This is a genomic window from Anaerococcus urinomassiliensis, from assembly GCF_900128425.1.
GTDB classification, from domain to species: Bacteria; Bacillota; Clostridia; order Tissierellales; family Peptoniphilaceae; genus Anaerococcus; species Anaerococcus urinomassiliensis.
In genome coordinates, this window is record NZ_LT635782.1 from 979,462 (window position 1) to 996,225 (window position 16,764).

General features: G+C 32.8%; 15 protein-coding genes. 1 reads left to right on the top strand and 14 read right to left on the bottom strand.

What is annotated here, in order from left to right:
- Positions 1-6 precede the first annotated feature (6 nt).
- The 14 genes from BQ7474_RS05720 to murB all read right to left on the bottom strand — a co-directional run bounded on the left by BQ7474_RS05720 (position 7) and on the right by murB (position 16,423).
- Complete coding sequence (locus BQ7474_RS05720) at positions 7-561, bottom strand: hypothetical protein (protein WP_143179986.1); 555 nt, start codon at positions 559-561, stop codon at positions 7-9.
- 284 nt (positions 562-845) lie between these two features.
- Complete coding sequence (istB, locus tag BQ7474_RS05725; protein WP_073998005.1) at positions 846-1,589, bottom strand: IS21-like element helper ATPase IstB; 744 nt, start codon at positions 1,587-1,589, stop codon at positions 846-848.
- 1 nt (position 1,590) lies between these two features.
- The gene (gene istA / locus BQ7474_RS05730) at positions 1,591-3,054 is read right to left on the bottom strand and encodes an IS21 family transposase (protein ID WP_073998006.1); all 1,464 of its coding nucleotides are present in this window, start codon (positions 3,052-3,054) and stop codon (positions 1,591-1,593) included.
- Between the two features lie 93 nt (positions 3,055-3,147).
- Entirely contained in the window at positions 3,148-3,642 is a 495-nt protein-coding gene (locus BQ7474_RS05735; protein WP_235821482.1) for an FRG domain-containing protein, read from the bottom strand.
- A gap of 172 nt (positions 3,643-3,814) precedes the next feature.
- On the bottom strand, positions 3,815-4,657 hold the full coding sequence (locus BQ7474_RS05740) for a nucleotidyl transferase AbiEii/AbiGii toxin family protein (protein ID WP_073998007.1): 843 nt from the start codon (positions 4,655-4,657) through the stop codon (positions 3,815-3,817).
- Complete coding sequence (locus tag BQ7474_RS05745) at positions 4,654-5,241, bottom strand: type IV toxin-antitoxin system AbiEi family antitoxin domain-containing protein (RefSeq protein WP_073998008.1); 588 nt, start codon at positions 5,239-5,241, stop codon at positions 4,654-4,656. The genes BQ7474_RS05740 and BQ7474_RS05745 overlap by 4 nt, the downstream gene beginning before the upstream one ends.
- Before the next feature lie 313 nt (positions 5,242-5,554).
- Positions 5,555-6,805 (bottom strand): 23S rRNA (uracil(1939)-C(5))-methyltransferase RlmD, encoded by a 1,251-nt coding sequence (gene rlmD / locus BQ7474_RS05750; RefSeq protein WP_073998009.1) that lies wholly within the window; start codon positions 6,803-6,805, stop codon positions 5,555-5,557.
- A complete protein-coding gene (pyk, locus tag BQ7474_RS05755) occupies positions 6,805-8,583 on the bottom strand; it encodes a pyruvate kinase (protein ID WP_407922700.1) in 1,779 nt (592 codons plus the stop codon). Before pyk ends, rlmD begins: the two co-directional genes overlap by 1 nt.
- A gap of 14 nt (positions 8,584-8,597) precedes the next feature.
- On the bottom strand, positions 8,598-9,557 hold the full coding sequence (gene pfkA, locus BQ7474_RS05760; RefSeq protein ID WP_073998010.1) for a 6-phosphofructokinase: 960 nt from the start codon (positions 9,555-9,557) through the stop codon (positions 8,598-8,600).
- 8 nt (positions 9,558-9,565) lie between these two features.
- A complete protein-coding gene (locus tag BQ7474_RS05765) occupies positions 9,566-13,021 on the bottom strand; it encodes a DNA polymerase III subunit alpha (protein WP_073998011.1) in 3,456 nt (1,151 codons plus the stop codon).
- Positions 13,022-13,051: 30 nt separating this feature from the next.
- Complete coding sequence (gene whiA, locus BQ7474_RS05770) at positions 13,052-13,945, bottom strand: DNA-binding protein WhiA (protein WP_073998012.1); 894 nt, start codon at positions 13,943-13,945, stop codon at positions 13,052-13,054.
- Between the two features lie 9 nt (positions 13,946-13,954).
- Positions 13,955-14,671, bottom strand: a complete 717-nt coding sequence (locus BQ7474_RS05775; RefSeq protein WP_073998013.1) for a tyrosine-protein phosphatase — start codon at positions 14,669-14,671, stop codon at positions 13,955-13,957.
- Position 14,672: 1 nt separating this feature from the next.
- Entirely contained in the window at positions 14,673-15,521 is an 849-nt protein-coding gene (gene rapZ / locus BQ7474_RS05780; RefSeq protein WP_073998014.1) for an RNase adapter RapZ, read from the bottom strand.
- Entirely contained in the window at positions 15,521-16,423 is a 903-nt protein-coding gene (gene murB / locus BQ7474_RS05785; protein WP_073998015.1) for a UDP-N-acetylmuramate dehydrogenase, read from the bottom strand. Before murB ends, rapZ begins: the two co-directional genes overlap by 1 nt.
- A 144-nt stretch (positions 16,424-16,567) precedes the next feature.
- On the opposite strand from murB, the gene rpmB reads away from it, so the two are divergent.
- Positions 16,568-16,756 (top strand): 50S ribosomal protein L28, encoded by a 189-nt coding sequence (gene rpmB / locus BQ7474_RS05790; RefSeq protein WP_073998016.1) that lies wholly within the window; start codon positions 16,568-16,570, stop codon positions 16,754-16,756.
- Positions 16,757-16,764 lie beyond the last annotated feature (8 nt).

The window sequence follows — 16,764 nt, forward strand, 5'->3', positions numbered from 1 at the left end:
CTCTATCTATACCTCTTCTATATAAAAATCTTCTAGTAATTCAAATTTTGATTTTCTTACTTTACTCTTTTTATGCACATATTTTGCTATGTTATCAGGATCGTTAAATAATTTTTTTCTATTTATCCCCAATAAATCTAAATCTTTTACAATTTCTATTTTATTTTCAATTTCTATGGAAATATCAGGAATTATTTTCTGTATATAGTCTCTATTTTCTTGCCTATTCAAAATATTAAGTGGTGAATATAAGATATTTTGATAAATAAATCTACCAGATTGTAATGTCATTCTATCAAAATTAATATTAGGGTAATATAATATCATTGGAAAATCAGGTACTTCATAAATATTATTACTATACTTTTGAATTAACAAATATATAAAAGTTGTTAGATATATTATTACATAATCTTCTAATTTCTGTACTTTTAGTTCAAATGAATAATTTGTTAATTTTGATAATTGAAAAAAAATATCCCTCCACATATTCAGCTCTTCATTTTTATTTTTAAGAAATACTTGAAGTAGCTTTTGGTTTAATTCATTTGGCCTATCCATAATGTATCCTTCTTTAATCCCCTTATCATACCAATCTACAGATTTTATTATTTCAGACGTAAATACATTACCTTTACTTTTTTTTAATAAAACTTTGATCATATTTAAATTATTAGATAATGAAATTATGAATCCTTTTCTATTATTCTTATAAAATTCTAATAATTTATGTAAATGTCAACCGAAAATTGGTCCACAGTTATTATCGAAAAGTGGTCCACATATAGTAAAGATATTGACCACACTTGTCCTTTCCCCTAGGGGAAAGACTTTTTACATATATTTCATATATTCTTTGACCACTCCATTGTATCTTCCATCCTATAAGATTTTTCTCTAGACATATCCATAATATGGGCCCTATGAGCAAGTCTATCTACTATAGCCCCAGTAAGCATAGGATCTTTAAAAACTTCCTCCCATCTTTCAAAGTTTAAATTCGTTGTTAAAATTATCGAACCCTTATCATTTCTAGATGATAATAGGTTAAAAAGAATCTCACAGCCTATCTTATCAAAGGAAACATAACCTAGCTCATCTAAGATCACCAAGTCATATTTTTCAAATTTCTTCTTGTAGTTAGTAATTTGATTTTTACTCATAGCCTCCTGTAGTTCTATCACAAGGTTAGGAACAGAGGTAAATAGTACATTCTTTCCAGCAATACATGCCTTAATACCTAAGGCAGTTGCATAATGAGTTTTACCACAACCAGGTGTTCCTATCATGATTATGTTTTCTTTGTTATCTATGAATTTTAGTGTTTCAAGATATTCAAATTTTTTGTTTAGTTCTAAAGAATATTTTGTTTTATCAAAGTCTTCTAAGAATTTCTTGTTGATAAATTTGGCATTTCTTATTCTTCTTGCTATGCCGTTGTTTTTCCTTCTTTCTACCTCTCTTTCTAAGAAAAGTTTTAAGAATTCTTCGTTAGATAAGTTTAGATTTGATGATTCTTCTATTAAATCCTCATATGACTCTCTTAGATAAGAGAGCTTAAGTATGTTAGAAGCTTCTTTAATATTCATCTTAGCCTCCAATTACAAGGCAGTCATAGGAGGCAACTATTTTTCTTGCCTTTATTTCTATGTCAGCTTCTTTTTTATCGGTTTTCACTATATCTAATACATCAAGTTCTTTCTTAGTGTTAGAATAGTTATTTAAGATATCAACTATTTGATCAATATCCTTATCTTTGTTAAGCTCTACTAATTCTATGAACTTCTTTGGGTTAGAGGTAAAGTATTTATCGAAGATGTTTTTTAAATCAGGATGACTTTTTAAGGCGAGAGAATTACGAATTGCACCTGGTTTGCGTGCTAATGATTTTAGGTAATGAGTGATGTCAATGCTATATTCATTAGCACCATCTTTTCTTTTATGAACGGCTAGAAGTTTATCATTTACATATATTTTAATTTCCCTAGCATAAGCTCTAACAAGAACAGTTTTTCCTACCATGTAATCTGGTAGTGAATACTTGTTTTTATCAACTTGTATTAAAGAATACTTATCTACCTTAGCAAAAGATACTTTTGATAGTTCATAAGTAGGTCTTAGGACTAGAAGGTGTTTCTTTTCCTCATTAATCTTAGAGTCCTTATTTAACTGGATAAGTTTAGAATTTAAGTACTCTTGTGCTTGATCAATTGAATCAAACTCGTATTTTTCACAAAAAGCATTCTTTCTAATTATCCTAACACTTCCTTCAACATGACCTTTTTCATTTCCTGAAAAACAATTGGTTACATTGACTGAAAAGCCATAGTAGTTGGCAAACTCTATTAATCTTGGGTTAAGTTCTTTTTCATTTCTACCTATGAACTTACTAACAACATTTCTCATATTATCATAGACTATTTCTCTATACATTCCTCCAATCATATTAAAAAATCTTACTTGTGAATCAAAGAATACATCTTGATTTTGACTTGTGTATAGATAAGCCCATCTAAAATTAGATGCTGGGGAACTCATAACAGCCATATTTAAACTAACAAGTTTGCCATCGATTACAAGCTTAAGTTCACCAAAGTCATATTCTAACCTATCAGCAAAATCATATACTTGCTTAATGAAGCATTCTTTAGAAGCTTCTCTTTTCTTTCTAACATAAACTGCTATTGAAGGATAAGATATATCAAAACCCTTATCAACAATCATCTTATGAATCTGAACAACGCTTAAAGCTTGCTTATGATTACCCAAGATAGAATCCTTTCTTTTCTCACTTTCTAAAATCTGATCAAGATACTCATCTACTTCTTTTGTATATTTGATCTTCTTTCTATTAGAAGAATCGTAGGAAGGCGCCTTGGCAATTTCTTCTTGAACTAATGCTCTATCTAAATTAGGATTATCTAAATTCTTAACATCTTCCTGGTACTTATTCCAATATTTAGCTACAGTCTTCCTATTAATCTTAAGTATTCTAGATACTTCTCTATTTGAATATCCTTGATTTTTAAGTCTTATTATTGCATTCTTATCCATTAATTTAATCACCTCACATACCTCCGTACCTATACTTTACATACGGAGTACAAACTAAAACAAGTGGACCATTTTTCGATTAGAATTAATCGATTATTGGACCACTTTTAGTTTATCATTTACAAATTTATTATAAAACATAACTTTTGTTTCATTTTGTTCGATTAAATCATTATAAAAGTATTGTATTTTTCTTCCTGAAATTTCATCACTAAATTTTATAAAATTATTTTTCTTAAATATATGAATATATCCTGTGTTTTCAAAGTTATCACAACAAGAAAAGTATAACGCAACTAAAGCTGAACTTGTAATATCTATTAAATTTGTAGGCAACCCATGGTGTTGCGAATAAGATATGAAATTTGACTTTTCAATATCACTTAATTGCGCACTAACTTCATAGAAATATTCATCTATCATCTCATCAATTATAGATCTATCTGAATCGTTAAAATTATCTCTATAACATGATGCTGCAATATTTGTATATTTCCTAGATTCTCCCCTAAAATATGCATCCAATAAATTTTTTTCTTTAAGAATTTTAATATAATCATATAAACTGCGAGCTCTTAATACTTCCATACTACCTCCTTATTGTTTACACTTTTTTATTATCTACTTAGGCTGAACAATTGACATACAATTTTTTAGTTTTAAATACTCTGATCAAAAGGTAAAAAAGAATTAGATTAATTCCACTTCTTTAGTCTTTAATATTTTCTTGCCTATGATTTGCCAGACAGTGTCTGTTTAATTACATCTCGTTAATTCTATTTGATAAAATTGTAACCACACCAACAACCTTATCAAAGGTCAAATCTCCAATACACTTATTTTCACTGAGATATACTTCCCACAAGGATCTTAGGTATGAATCTTCTTTTATATCCTCAATTATTTCCTTATAGTCTTTCATTATCTCCTGACTTCCTCTTTTCTTTGAGGTTCTTTCTATTGCTTCTTTTAAAACTTTATAGTCTATCTGGTCTTTTTTTAGCTTGTAGAGGGTGTATAGGTCGTAGAAGTCTCTCATTCGTGTTGTTGTTATATTTCTTCTGATTATAGTTTCGTATTTTTCTGCTAAAATTGTTTCTATTGGATATGCCATTATTTTTATATCTTCTTTGCTAAAGATACAAGGATAGGTGTATTCTATTTCTCTTGGCGTTATTGCATCTCCTGTTGTTAGGTCAAGTTTCATCGGATTTTTAGTTTTCCCAACATTTGCTATTAGTGAAATTCTAAAGTTCTTGTACTCGTCTTCTTCTCTTATGTAAGAGATATCTTTTATTTCAAATTTTATCCCATCGTCTATATTTATATTTATAATTTCTTCTACAATTTCTTTTATTCTTTCTTCTTTTAGGGCTATACCTTTAATGGTTGTATCCATGTCCATAGTTGTTCTATTTTCAATCCCAATTAAAGATGATATAAGGAATCCTCCCTTGATTACAAAATTATTTTTGTATTGTGATTTAGATAGTCTTTCTAAAAATCTTTCAAAGAAATATATTTGCAAAACTTCTTGCGACTTTAGATTTTTCTTCTCTGCAAGACTTCTTATCTTGCCCTTTATACTCTCGATATTAATCACGATAATACCTCCATATATTTTCTAATTTCATCTTCTATTTTAAATAGTCTGCTGTATTTTATGAGTCGTCTTAGGTTCTTATTTGGTGATTTGAAGTATCTTTTCATTGCTTCTGTAAAAATTTGCTTATCTATTCTTTCTCTGTCGATTATGATATCGCAAATTGTTCGATCTATATCGTAAATTGGAATGAGGTTACCTTGTGGTGATTTTATTTCTGTCTTTCCTATTTCGTATAATTCTTTTTTTACATAGTGGACTTGCAGATCCTCGTATCTATTTTTAATATGGCTTGCATTATAGCCTTGAGGTACAGATATGTGAAATACATTTGGAGTCCTGTCTGATAGATCATGGAGGTAGAGGGCTGTTTGATGGGAAAATATAATCCTGTTACTATTTGATGATATTAAAACAAAATCGTCTATTACTTTTCCTTTTAATTGATATAGTCCAGGTCTTAATCTTTCTAATTGTCCGCTCTTTGTTAATTCTGATAGATTATGCCTACTATATCCAAGGTCTTCCGCTTCTTTGTTGGTAATTACTAAATTTTCTTGTATATATTCTTTAAGTGTATTCATAGTCTCCCTCCTCTCGTTTACGCTTTTATTATATGATATAAAAGCGAATATGTAAAGTTAGGTTGTGATTGTTTTATCTTTTGTAAAGGATGTAACGAATCCTTACTCCCTTCAATAAAAAAAGAGCAGCCTTTTAAGCTACTCTTGTAGAAAGTACAAAATGAGTTAATTATATTTTTTGTGTTTCCTCATACTAGTCTCAAAACTACTCTTACGTCCATATAGTTTTTTTGAGTCTTTTTGACGTATCCTTCTTCATCTTTTTCAAAGACAAAATGCTTGTAAAACTGCTTAAAATGCAGGATTTCTAAATTTATATCTTTTGTATCAACGCTATAGTCTCCACATGCATAGTCTGAGGGAACATATCTACTGCCTTTATTTTCTTTAGTTCATAGCCCCTATCCATAAATCTTTTGATATCCCTAGCTAAGGTTTGAGGGTTGCAGGATATGTAGACTATTTTTTCTATGCCTGAATTTGCTATTGTTTTTACTACATCTTTATCTAGGCCTGCTCTTGGTGGGTCTACTGTTATTGCATCAATTTTTTCTTTTTTTATAAAGTTATTATCGATGAATCTTGCATTTTTTGCTATGAATTTATAGTCTTTGAGTCCATTTCTTTTTGCATTTTCATTGGCATCTTTTATGGCATTTTTGTTGATTTCTACTCCTACAATGTGGTCATCATTTATTGACATGGAGCTTGTTGCAGATCCACAGTAGAGGTCTAGGAGTTTTTGGTTTTCTCCTAAGAAAACTCTTGCAACTTTATATAAGTTTACTATTTGGTATTGGTTTACTTGATAGAAATCGTCGGCAGATATCTTGAATGCTTTTTCTCCAATTTTAAAGTCAAGATTCCCAATGCCACTTATGTGGATTATCTCTCTACCGTTTATGAGGTTAATAAGATATTTTGAATTTTGGTATATCTTTCTAATATATTCTTGTGATTTTTCAAAAAATTTGCCATGGAGATTTAATAATATATCTTTGCCGTTAGTTCTGATTGATATTTCTTTTATCAAATCATCACAATTTTGGTTGATATCTCTACTTATTTTTTCGATTTCTGATAAATTTTCTGATATTATCTCACTTGCGAGCATACAATCGTCTATTGTTACCATCTCATCGGAATAATTCTTAAGATAGTTAAGTCCTCCATCTTTATCTACTTGCAAGCGAATTTTGTTTCTATAAGAAAATTCTGGGCTTTCTAATATTTCAATATCTTCTATTTCAAGTCCTGTTGATTTTTTGATTGCATTTTTTATCAAGTTCTTTTTTAATTCTATTTGTGTGTCATAATTGATATCCATTATAGAACAACCTCCACATTCATAAAAATATGGACATGGAGGTTTTCTTTCAAACTTGCTTTTTATATTTGTTTTTATTTTCCTAGCCTCTAAGAAATTTCTCTTTTCGGCTAAGATTTCGGCATCGAGAGTTTCGCCATAGACTGCGTTTTCTACAAAGACTGTTTTGCCTTTAGTTTTCGCTACTCCTCTGCCGTCTTGGATGATATCAATTATCTTTAAATCTTCTAGGATCATTAGATAACTTTTGTTTCTCCTTTATAAATTACTCCGCCGATTGGATCGACTGTGATTATATCTCCATCATTTACTAAGTTTCTGATGTTAAAGGCACCTACTACGGCTGGGATTCCAAAGTGTACTGCTGCTATAGCGGTGTGGCTTGTTAGTCCACCTTCTTCTGTTACTATAGCTTTTGCCTTTTCGATATATTCTGTGATATCAGAGTCTGTAAATTTGGCTACTAGGATATCTCCTTCTTCAAATTTTTCTTCTAGTTCTTTTTTAGTTGATGCTAGACATACTTTTCCTGCTACAGATTTGGTTCCTATACCTGTACCACTTGTGATGATGTCGCCAATGATGTGAACTTTGATTAGGTTTGAGTTTCCTGAGATTCCTAATGGAATACCAGCTGTAACTACTGTCAAATCGCCTTCATTGACATAATTTTCGTTGATAGCTCCAAATATTGCTCTTTCGATTAGTTCATCTGTCTCTTTGGCTTCTTGGATTACTATTGGATATACTCCCCATACTACAGATAGTTGTCTTGCAACTTTTTCTGTTGTTGTGGCTGCAACTATATTTGTTCTTGGTTTAAATTTAGAGATTACTCTTGATGTATTACCACTTGATGTACATGAAATGATAGCTGATGCTTCAAGTTCCTTGGCAATTTCACAAGTGTTTCTTGCTATGGAGTTTGTTACGTTGTTTAAGCTTGATATGTCTGTTTCGTATACATTCTTATTAAAGTCATCTGATAATTCTGTTGTTATGCAGATATTTCTCATTGTACGAACAGCTTCTACTGGATATTTTCCTCCAGCTGTTTCACCAGAGAGCATGACACAGTCTGTTCCGTCTATGATAGCATTTGCAACGTCTGTTGTTTCTGCACGAGTTGGCCTTGGGTTTCTAATCATAGAGTCAAGCATTTGTGTTGCAGTTATAACTGGTTTTGATGCAAGATTTGTTTTCCTGATCAACTCTTTTTGGACAATTGGTATAAGTTCTGTACGAATTTCTATTCCAAGGTCACCACGCGCTACCATGATACCATCAGATGCTTCGATAATTTCATCGACGTTGTCTACACCTTCTTGAGATTCTATTTTTGATATGATTTTGATGTTTTCGCCACCGTGGTCTTCTAGTACTCTTCTGATGTCGTATACGTCTTCTTTTTTGCGGACGAATGAAGCAGCTATGAAGTCAATATCATTTTCTATACCAAACTTGATATCGTCTATATCTTTAGGTGTTATAGCTGGTAGATTTGTCTGACGTCCTGGAAGGTTAACTCCCTTATGGTTGGATAAAACACCGTTATTTAGTGCTTTACAAACTACATCTGTACCATCTTTTATATCAACTACTTCTAGTTGTACTAGACCATCATCGATAAATATTTCGCTTCCCACTTCTACATCTTCTGGTAAACCAGCATAAGATACTGATACAATATCTTGATTACCAATTACATCCCTAGTTGTAAGGGTGAATGTATCTCCTGGTTTTAGGAAAATTTCATCAACGTCAAAGTTACCAGTCCTAATTTCTGGTCCCTTAGTATCTAGCATGATAGCTATAGGTGTATTTAATTTGCGTCTAATTTTTCTTATTGTTTTGATTTTTTCTAAGTGTTCTTCGTGTGTACCATGGGAAAAATTAAGTCTTGCAACATTCATCCCACTTTTTACAAGTTCTTCAAGGATTTCTGGAGCTTCAGATGATGGACCAATAGTACAAACAATTTTTGTCTTTTTTAAGTGTTCTGGCATTTGATTCATATTATGATTCCTTCCTATCTTGAAAGATTATTTGCTAATGCGTATAGTTTCTCGTTAAACTGTGACTTAGAGTTTATTGCTTCATCAATGCTAACTTCAATTAGTTTTCCATTAGCATAGCCAATAGCAAGTCCTGTCTTCTCTTCTTGTAAAAGTTCTACTGCGTGAGCTCCCATTGTTGAACCTAGTAGCCTATCAACTGTTGATGGTGAGCCACCTCTTTGTACGTGACCTAATACTGTAACCTTTGTTTCAATTCCTGTCTTTTCTTCTAGTTCATTTGCTACAGAGTATGGGTCACCAACTCCCTCTGCTAGGGTTATAAGGTGGTGAAGCTTACCTCTTTTTTTGCCGTGTTCCATTTTTTCTATGATTTCATCTATTGAAAATTCGTGTTCAGGTACTATGATAGATTCTGCACCACCTGCAAGACCAGAAAATAGTGCCAAGTCGCCACAGTTTCTGCCCATTACTTCTATTACAACAGCTCTACCGTGAGAACTGGATGTATCACGAAGTTTGCCTACAGCATCTGATACGGTTTCCATAGCTGTGAAAAATCCAATTGTAAAGTCAGTGTATCCCATATCATTGTCTATGGTTCCTGGTATTCCTACGGTTTTGATCCCAAGATCTGAAAGAGCCTTGGCTCCTTGGAAGGAACCATCACCACCAATTACTATAAGGCCTTCAATACCATAGTCTGCCAAGATTTGAGCTCCTCTTTCTTGACCTTTTTTACTTTTAAATTCTAGGCTTCTTGCAGTACCTAGTATAGTACCACCCTTATGTATGATATCTGCAACAGATGATACATTCATCTCATAGATATCACCTTTCATCAAGCCATCGTATCCATTTCTGATACCCTTAATTCTCATTCCACTATTTAATGCTGTACGGACTGCCGCTCTTATAGCAGAGTTCATGCCTGGCGCATCGCCACCACTTGTTAAAATTCCTATAGTTTTCATAATTCTCCTTAATTTAACTTAACATTTTCTTTTCCAAGAAAATTATACAGTTTTTCCATTAAATTATCATTAACATTAATCCAAAGTCTCTGGTCAAGTTTGACTGATTTATTCTTATCCGCAAAATATATCACAACAGGGGTATCTCCCTGGGATTCTTGTAATATCCTCTTCAAATTATTATACCTGTTATATTCAGTTTTCAGGTATAAAACATCAAGATTCAAACTTTCTATGTCTATAAATTCTGATGTAAGTAATTTCACATCATTTTCATCTACTTGTAATTTACCCTTTACTAGGACTACATTATCTTCATCAACTAAATTTCTATATTTTCTGTATGTCTCTGGGAAAATAACCATCTCAATTGTTCCGTACATATCTTCCAAGCTTGCAAAGGACATAAGGGTCCTCGACTTAGTCATTATCTCAGATTTGCCAGTAATAATTCCTGCCATTGTAACATATTTGTTGTCCAATCTCTGGATTTCTAAGTCTGTCAAATCTTCTTTGAATGAATTCTTGAAGTTTACTAGCTTTGATAGCCTATCGCTTGCATCACTTAAAGGATGGTCAGATATATAAAAACCTAATACGTCTTTTTCCAATGAAAGTTTAACCTTTTTTGGATACTCGTTGATTTCTGGCATATTGATATCGTTTGTTGACTTACTATCTGTATCATCGGCAAAGTCTAGTAGGTTCATTTGCCCTTTTACATTTATTTTTTGACCTTCATGGACATTTGTCATAGCCGACTCATAAACAGCCATAAGCCTACTTCTCTTATAGCCCATAGAATCAAAAGCACCAGCCTTAATAAGTGATTCTAGACCTTTTTTATTAAGGGCCCTTGAGTCGTATGCCTCAACTCTTTCTAGGAAATTTTTGAAATTTGTAAATTTCCCTCCCTCATTGCGACTGCCTACGATTGCATTTATGAAGTTTATACCTAGATTTTTGATGGCAGAAAGACCAAAAATAATTCTGCCGTCTTTGGCATGGAAATTTTCATAAGAAATATTGACATCTGGAGCAATCAGCTCTATTCCCATTGCCTTTGTTTCGCTAATATAAGTATAGAGCTTTGAGGTGTTATCCATGACAGATGATATGAGATTTGCCATGTATTCTTCTGGGAAATAGTGTTTCAAATAGGCTGTTTGAATGGCAACCAATGAGTATGCGGCTGAGTGAGACTTGTTAAAGGCGTATTTGGCAAAAGATATCATTTCATCATAAATTATATTTGCATTTTTCTCACTTACGCCATTTCTGGCACATCCTGGAACCAAAACATTTCCATCTTCATCTACCTTACCGTGAACAAAAACTTCCCTATTGGCTTCCATGACATCCATCTTCTTTTTACTCATGGCTCGTCTTAGATTATCAGCTTCTCCTAGAGAAAATCCTCCAAGCTGTTGAACTATCTGCATTACCTGCTCTTGGTAGACTATAATTCCATAAGTTACTCCTAGTATTGGCTTTAATTTTTCATCAATGTAGGATATATCTTCTGGGTTGTTTTTGTTGTGGATATATGTTGGTATCTCATCCATCGGTCCTGGTCTAAAGAGAGAGTTTGCTGCTATAAGGTCATCAAAAACTGTCGGTTTCAAATTTTTCAAGAAATTTCTCATACCAGCAGACTCAAATTGGAATAAACCTATGGTTTTTGCCTTATTAAACTGTTTTATGACATATGGATCATTTTCGTCAATATTTTCTATGTCAATTTCTATACCACGGTTTTTCTTGACATCCTTAATTGTATCTTTGATTACTGTAAGATTCCTCAGTCCCAAAAAGTCCATCTTTAGTAGACCCAACTCTTCTATCTCGGTCATATTGTATTGAGTGACTACTAGATCATTGGATAGGGCAAGAGGTACTATGTCTGTCAAGATTTCCTTGCTCATTACAACTCCAGCTGCATGTATGGACGTGTGACGTGGAAGGGCTTCTAGTTTTCTTGCAGTGTCAATAAGTCTTTTACTTTCTGCATCATTTTGGTAAGCTTCTTTAAACTTTTCTGATTCCTCAAGGGCCCTATCTAGGGTCATATTAATGACTTGTGGAACTAATTTTGCAATCCTATCTACCTTGCCATAAGAAATATCAAGAACTCTTCCCACATCTCTTATTGCATTTCTAGCCTGCATCCTACCAAAAGTTACAATTTGAGATACGTGGTCCCTGCCATAAAGTTCATTTACATATTCTACTACTTCGTCACGTCTGACATAGTCAAAGTCTATGTCTATATCTGGCATGGATACTCTCTCAGGGTTTAGGAAACGCTCAAAGATTAAATGGTATTTGATCGGGTCTATTTGGGTGATGTCTAAGGCATAGGAGACAATGGATCCTGCTGCCGATCCACGTCCAGGCCCTACTGCTATGTCATGGTCTTTGGCATATTTTACAAAGTCCCATACTATTAGGAAGTAATCTATATATCCCATATTGTTGATTACTGTAATCTCTTTTTGGGCACGGGACCTGATTTCTTCTGTCACATTTTCGTACTTTTTTGCCAAACCTTGGTCAACCAAATCTGTCAAATATTCAAGATTTGTAGTGTCCTCTGGTAATTTGCTAAAGTATGGAAGGTGAGGATTGTGAAACTCAATTTCTAGATTGCACATATCTGCAATCTTTTGGGTATTTTCAATTGCCCTGTCATAATCTTTAAAAATCGCCTGCATTTCGTCATAACTTTTTAGGTAAAATTCATCGGCAGGCATTTTCATCCTATCTTCATCCTTGATCAAGGAACCTGTTTGCACGCACAAGAGTACGTCTTGGTAGTAGGCGTCTTCCTTGTTTATGTAATGAACATCGTTTGTCGCAACAAGTTCTATGTCCAAGTCTTTGTGTATTTTGTTTAAAACTTCATTAACCTGTCTTTGCTCTCTTAGTCCATGATTTTGTAGTTCCAAATAATAATTTTCTTTGCCAAATAAATCCTTGTATTTTTGCGCTGTTTCATAGGCTTTTTTGATATCATTTTCTAAAATTCTCTGGTTTACTTCACCATTTAGGCAGGCGCTTAGGGCAATGAGTCCATCCTTGTGTTTTTTTATAAAATCAAAGTCAATCCTTGGCTTGTAATAAAAACCATTAACATAGGCTTCGGATACTATTTTTAGTAAGTTCTTATATCCCTCTTTGTTTTTGGCAAGCAAAATCAGATGGTAATAACGCCTATTGCTAGGGTCTTTTTTTAGATGATCATCTTCTGATATATAAACTTCTGAACCTATGATTGGCTTGATGTTCCTAGCCTTAGCTGCTTTATAAAATTCTATAACTCCATACATTTGCCCATGATCTGTTATGGCAATAGAATCCATATTTAATTCTTGACACCTATCAAGCAGTTGATTTATCCTAGAAAATCCATCTAATAGTGAATATTCTGTGTGCACATGTAGGTGAGTAAATTTATTTTCCATACTTAATCCTTAATTAAAAAAGACTTGTTTTCACAAATCTTCAGCCATCTTAATAAATTTCTGTAACCTATAATTAACCTTGGACTTGCTCATAGGCGGATCTAACATTTGTCCCAATTCTTCTATAGCAGTATATGGATTTACTAGTCTAAGCTCAGCTAATTCTTTCATCTCATCTGACAAATCATCCAACATACCAGCGTTAAATATAGCCTTTATGGCATCTACTTGCTTTAATGATGCAGTCACAGTTCTATCAATGTTGGCTTTATCAAAATTAGTTTGCCTATTGATATTATTTCTAATTGATTTCATGGCTCTTACATCTTCAAGCTCAAATAAGGACTTATTGGCAACAATTATAGCCAAAAAGTCTGAAATCTTGTCGCTATCTTTAAGATAGACTACCTTTATTTCTCCCTTGTCGTTAATTTTAGGATTTAGGTCAAAGATATCCATAGACTCTTTTGTTAGTACAGATTCTTCTATAGAATTTGTTGAAATCTCAAGATTGTAGCCTCTTTGAGGGTCGTTTACTGATCCTTTCAATACAAAGGCAATTTTAAGATATGACTTTATATCATCAAGGGATACATCTTCCAGATATGAATCCTTGTTTATAAAAAACTCATTAGACGCATCCATGAGTTCTTGAGATATGGATTCCTCTTCGACAATTACTGAAAATAGCCTATCTTTATCCATATCTTTTATCTCAAAGATTGGAGAATAAGCATATACTTTTTTGATTAGATTGTAAATATATCTGGCTATGGTATTTGAATAAGTCTTAAAAATCACCTGATAGCTAGCTCTTGAAATCCTGATACTTGAAATATACTGAAAGAATGTAAGTAGTTCAGCACGAGCATCTATAGGCTCTTTTTTTAATACTTCTTTTTTACATCTTTTTGAAAAAGACATTTTGACCACCTAGTCCACTAATTTGTTCTTTACCTTATTAATTGTATTTTCATCTACGCCTGCATAAGCTAGATAATTTTCAAAAGAATCGTATTTACGAGCTACGTATTCGTAGGCTTCTTTCATATAATATGGATTGGTAATCCTAAATATAGAATATGGTTCGTGTTCGTCATATCTTTCTATATATCCAAGGTAGGCAGATGAAACTTCATAATCTGCTATGATGTCAGATCTACCGACATTAGCAAGACCCATCAAAATCATAGAAACTATACCAGTTCTATCCTTGCCCTCTTGGCAATGAAATAAGCTTATGCCATCAGTTTTTGCAAATACTTCCATTATCTCTTTAACCTTAGGGTAATTGTCTATAAGATTTCTATACGTAGACCCAATAGACACTTCTTTATTGATAATTTGTTGGATTTCTTCCTTACGGAATTCTTCAGATGGAGCTAAAGATATATGATTGTAGTTGAAGTTTTCTTTGATTAGCTCATGAGATTTGCTATCAAAGGGAATCTCTCCTGCTCTTCTTAAGTCGATTATTGATTCTACACCATAGTCTTTTAGTGTTTTTATATCATCAATTTTTATATCATCGAGGGTGGCTGTCCTCAAAAATTTGCCCCACTTGGTGACCTTGCCATCCATAGTTGGCACACCACCAAGTTCCCTAGCGTTTTTTACATCTTTTAAGGGTAGTCTTTTGTAATATTGCATTTTACCACCTATCCTTTTCTCTGTGTTTCATAATTAATATATAATCATCTTCTTTCATTTTTTCATACAAGCGTTGAGCAATGTAAACTGACCTGTGCTTGCCCCCTGTGCACCCAATTGCAATGGTTAGGGTATTTTTGCCCTGATTTTTGAATTCGGGAATTAGTTTTGTTAATAACTTATAGATATCATCCAAAAACTCATCAATTATAGGAAATTGATCCAAATAAGCCTTAAGCTTTACATCTGTTCCATTAAGTGGCTTAAGATCATCAATGTAAAATGGATTTGGCAAAAATCTTACATCAAAGACAAAGTCAAAGTCCTCGCTAACCCCATACTTATAGCCAAATGATAAGAGATTTATTATCATATTGTTCTCGTTAGATGCTGAGTCTTCTATAACTTTCTTAAGTTCTTTTGCATTATAATTACTGGTATCAATAAATCTATCAGATATTTGCCTTATTTCCTTTAAAAGTTCTTTTTCCTTTTCTATTCCATCGGCTACATTGCCAAAATCACCCAGTGGATGAGGTCTGCGATGTTCATTGTATCTAGTCAAAAGCACACTATCATTACAATAAATATATATTATTTCAGTATCTTCATTCTTCTCTTTGAGATTTAGAAAAGATTGCTTCATATCGCTATCTAGATTGTGAGAACGGAAATCTATTACAACTGCCATTTTTTCTATGGGATTTGCTTGAGTTTCATTTAGTTCGATGAATTTCTCTATCAAATATGCTGGTGAATTGTCCATAGCATAGTAACCCATATCTTCATAAGCTCTTAGAGCAGTTGTCTTTCCAGATCCGCTTAAACCAGTAATTATCTTAAGTTTCATTATAAGTCTCCGATTAATTTAACCTCGCGTTCTAACTTAAAACCTGTTTTATCATATACAATGCCAGCAACTTCTTCTATAAAGGCAAGCATATCGGCACTCGTAGCTTCTCCTGCATTTATGATAAACCCACAGTGCTTTTCGCTAACTTGGCAATCTCCTACTCTGTAACCTCTTAGTCCACATTCATCAATAAGCTTTGATGCGTATGAGCCTTCTGGCCTTTTAAAAGTAGAACCTGCAGATTTCTTATCTAGCGGTTGCTTAGTTTCACGTCTATTTGTATAATCCTCGTATTTTGCCATAGCTTCGTTTTTATCGTCATTTTGTAATTTAAAAGTAGCGCTAGAAACTATAAGATCTTGGTCAAATATTTTTGAATGTCTGTAAGAAAAATTCATCTGATCATTTGTAAAGTTATATTCATTTCCAGCTAGGTCAAATGCTTTTACACTTATACAAACATCCTTGATTTCCTTGCCATAAGCACCAGCATTCATAGAGACTGCCCCACCAACTGAGCCTGGTATACCAGATATTTCTTCCATACCAGTTAGTCCATGAGCAATTGAATATTTTGCTGCTTTGTTTAGTGAAGTACCTGCAAGAACAGTAAGCTCAGTTCCATTAAGCTTGATATCATCATAATTGTCAGCTAAGACTAGAACACATCCTCTTATACCCTTATCTGTTATTAGAAGATTTGATCCAAGTCCTATTACAGTTGTCTTTATATTGTTTTTGTTGTTAAATCTCAAAAGTTGTTTTAATTGATTTTCATTTTCTACTTTAACTAGCACATCAGCTGGTCCGCCGATGCCCCAAGTTGTGTAATCTTTGAGAGCTGTACCATAGGAAATATCCCCAAAGTCCTTGCCCTCGTAGATAGATTTATAATCCATACGTCCTCCTAGATTTAATAAATTAAATCTTATTATTTACTATACCTTAATTTGAATTCTTATCTGATATAAAAAAATTTGTAATTTTGCTCTTAATTTGGTAAAATAATAAAGATTAATTGTAAAAAGCTAGGAGGTGTTTATATGGCAAAAGCATGTGATATTTGTGGAAAAGGTACAAGATCAGGTAATACTGTTACTTTCTCACACAAAAATGTTAACAGAACTTTTAAACCAAATGTGCATAAAATAAGAGCTATAGTAGATGGATCTCCAAAATCAATCAACGTATGTACTAAATGTTTAAAATCTGGAAAAGTACAAAAAGCATAATATAATGC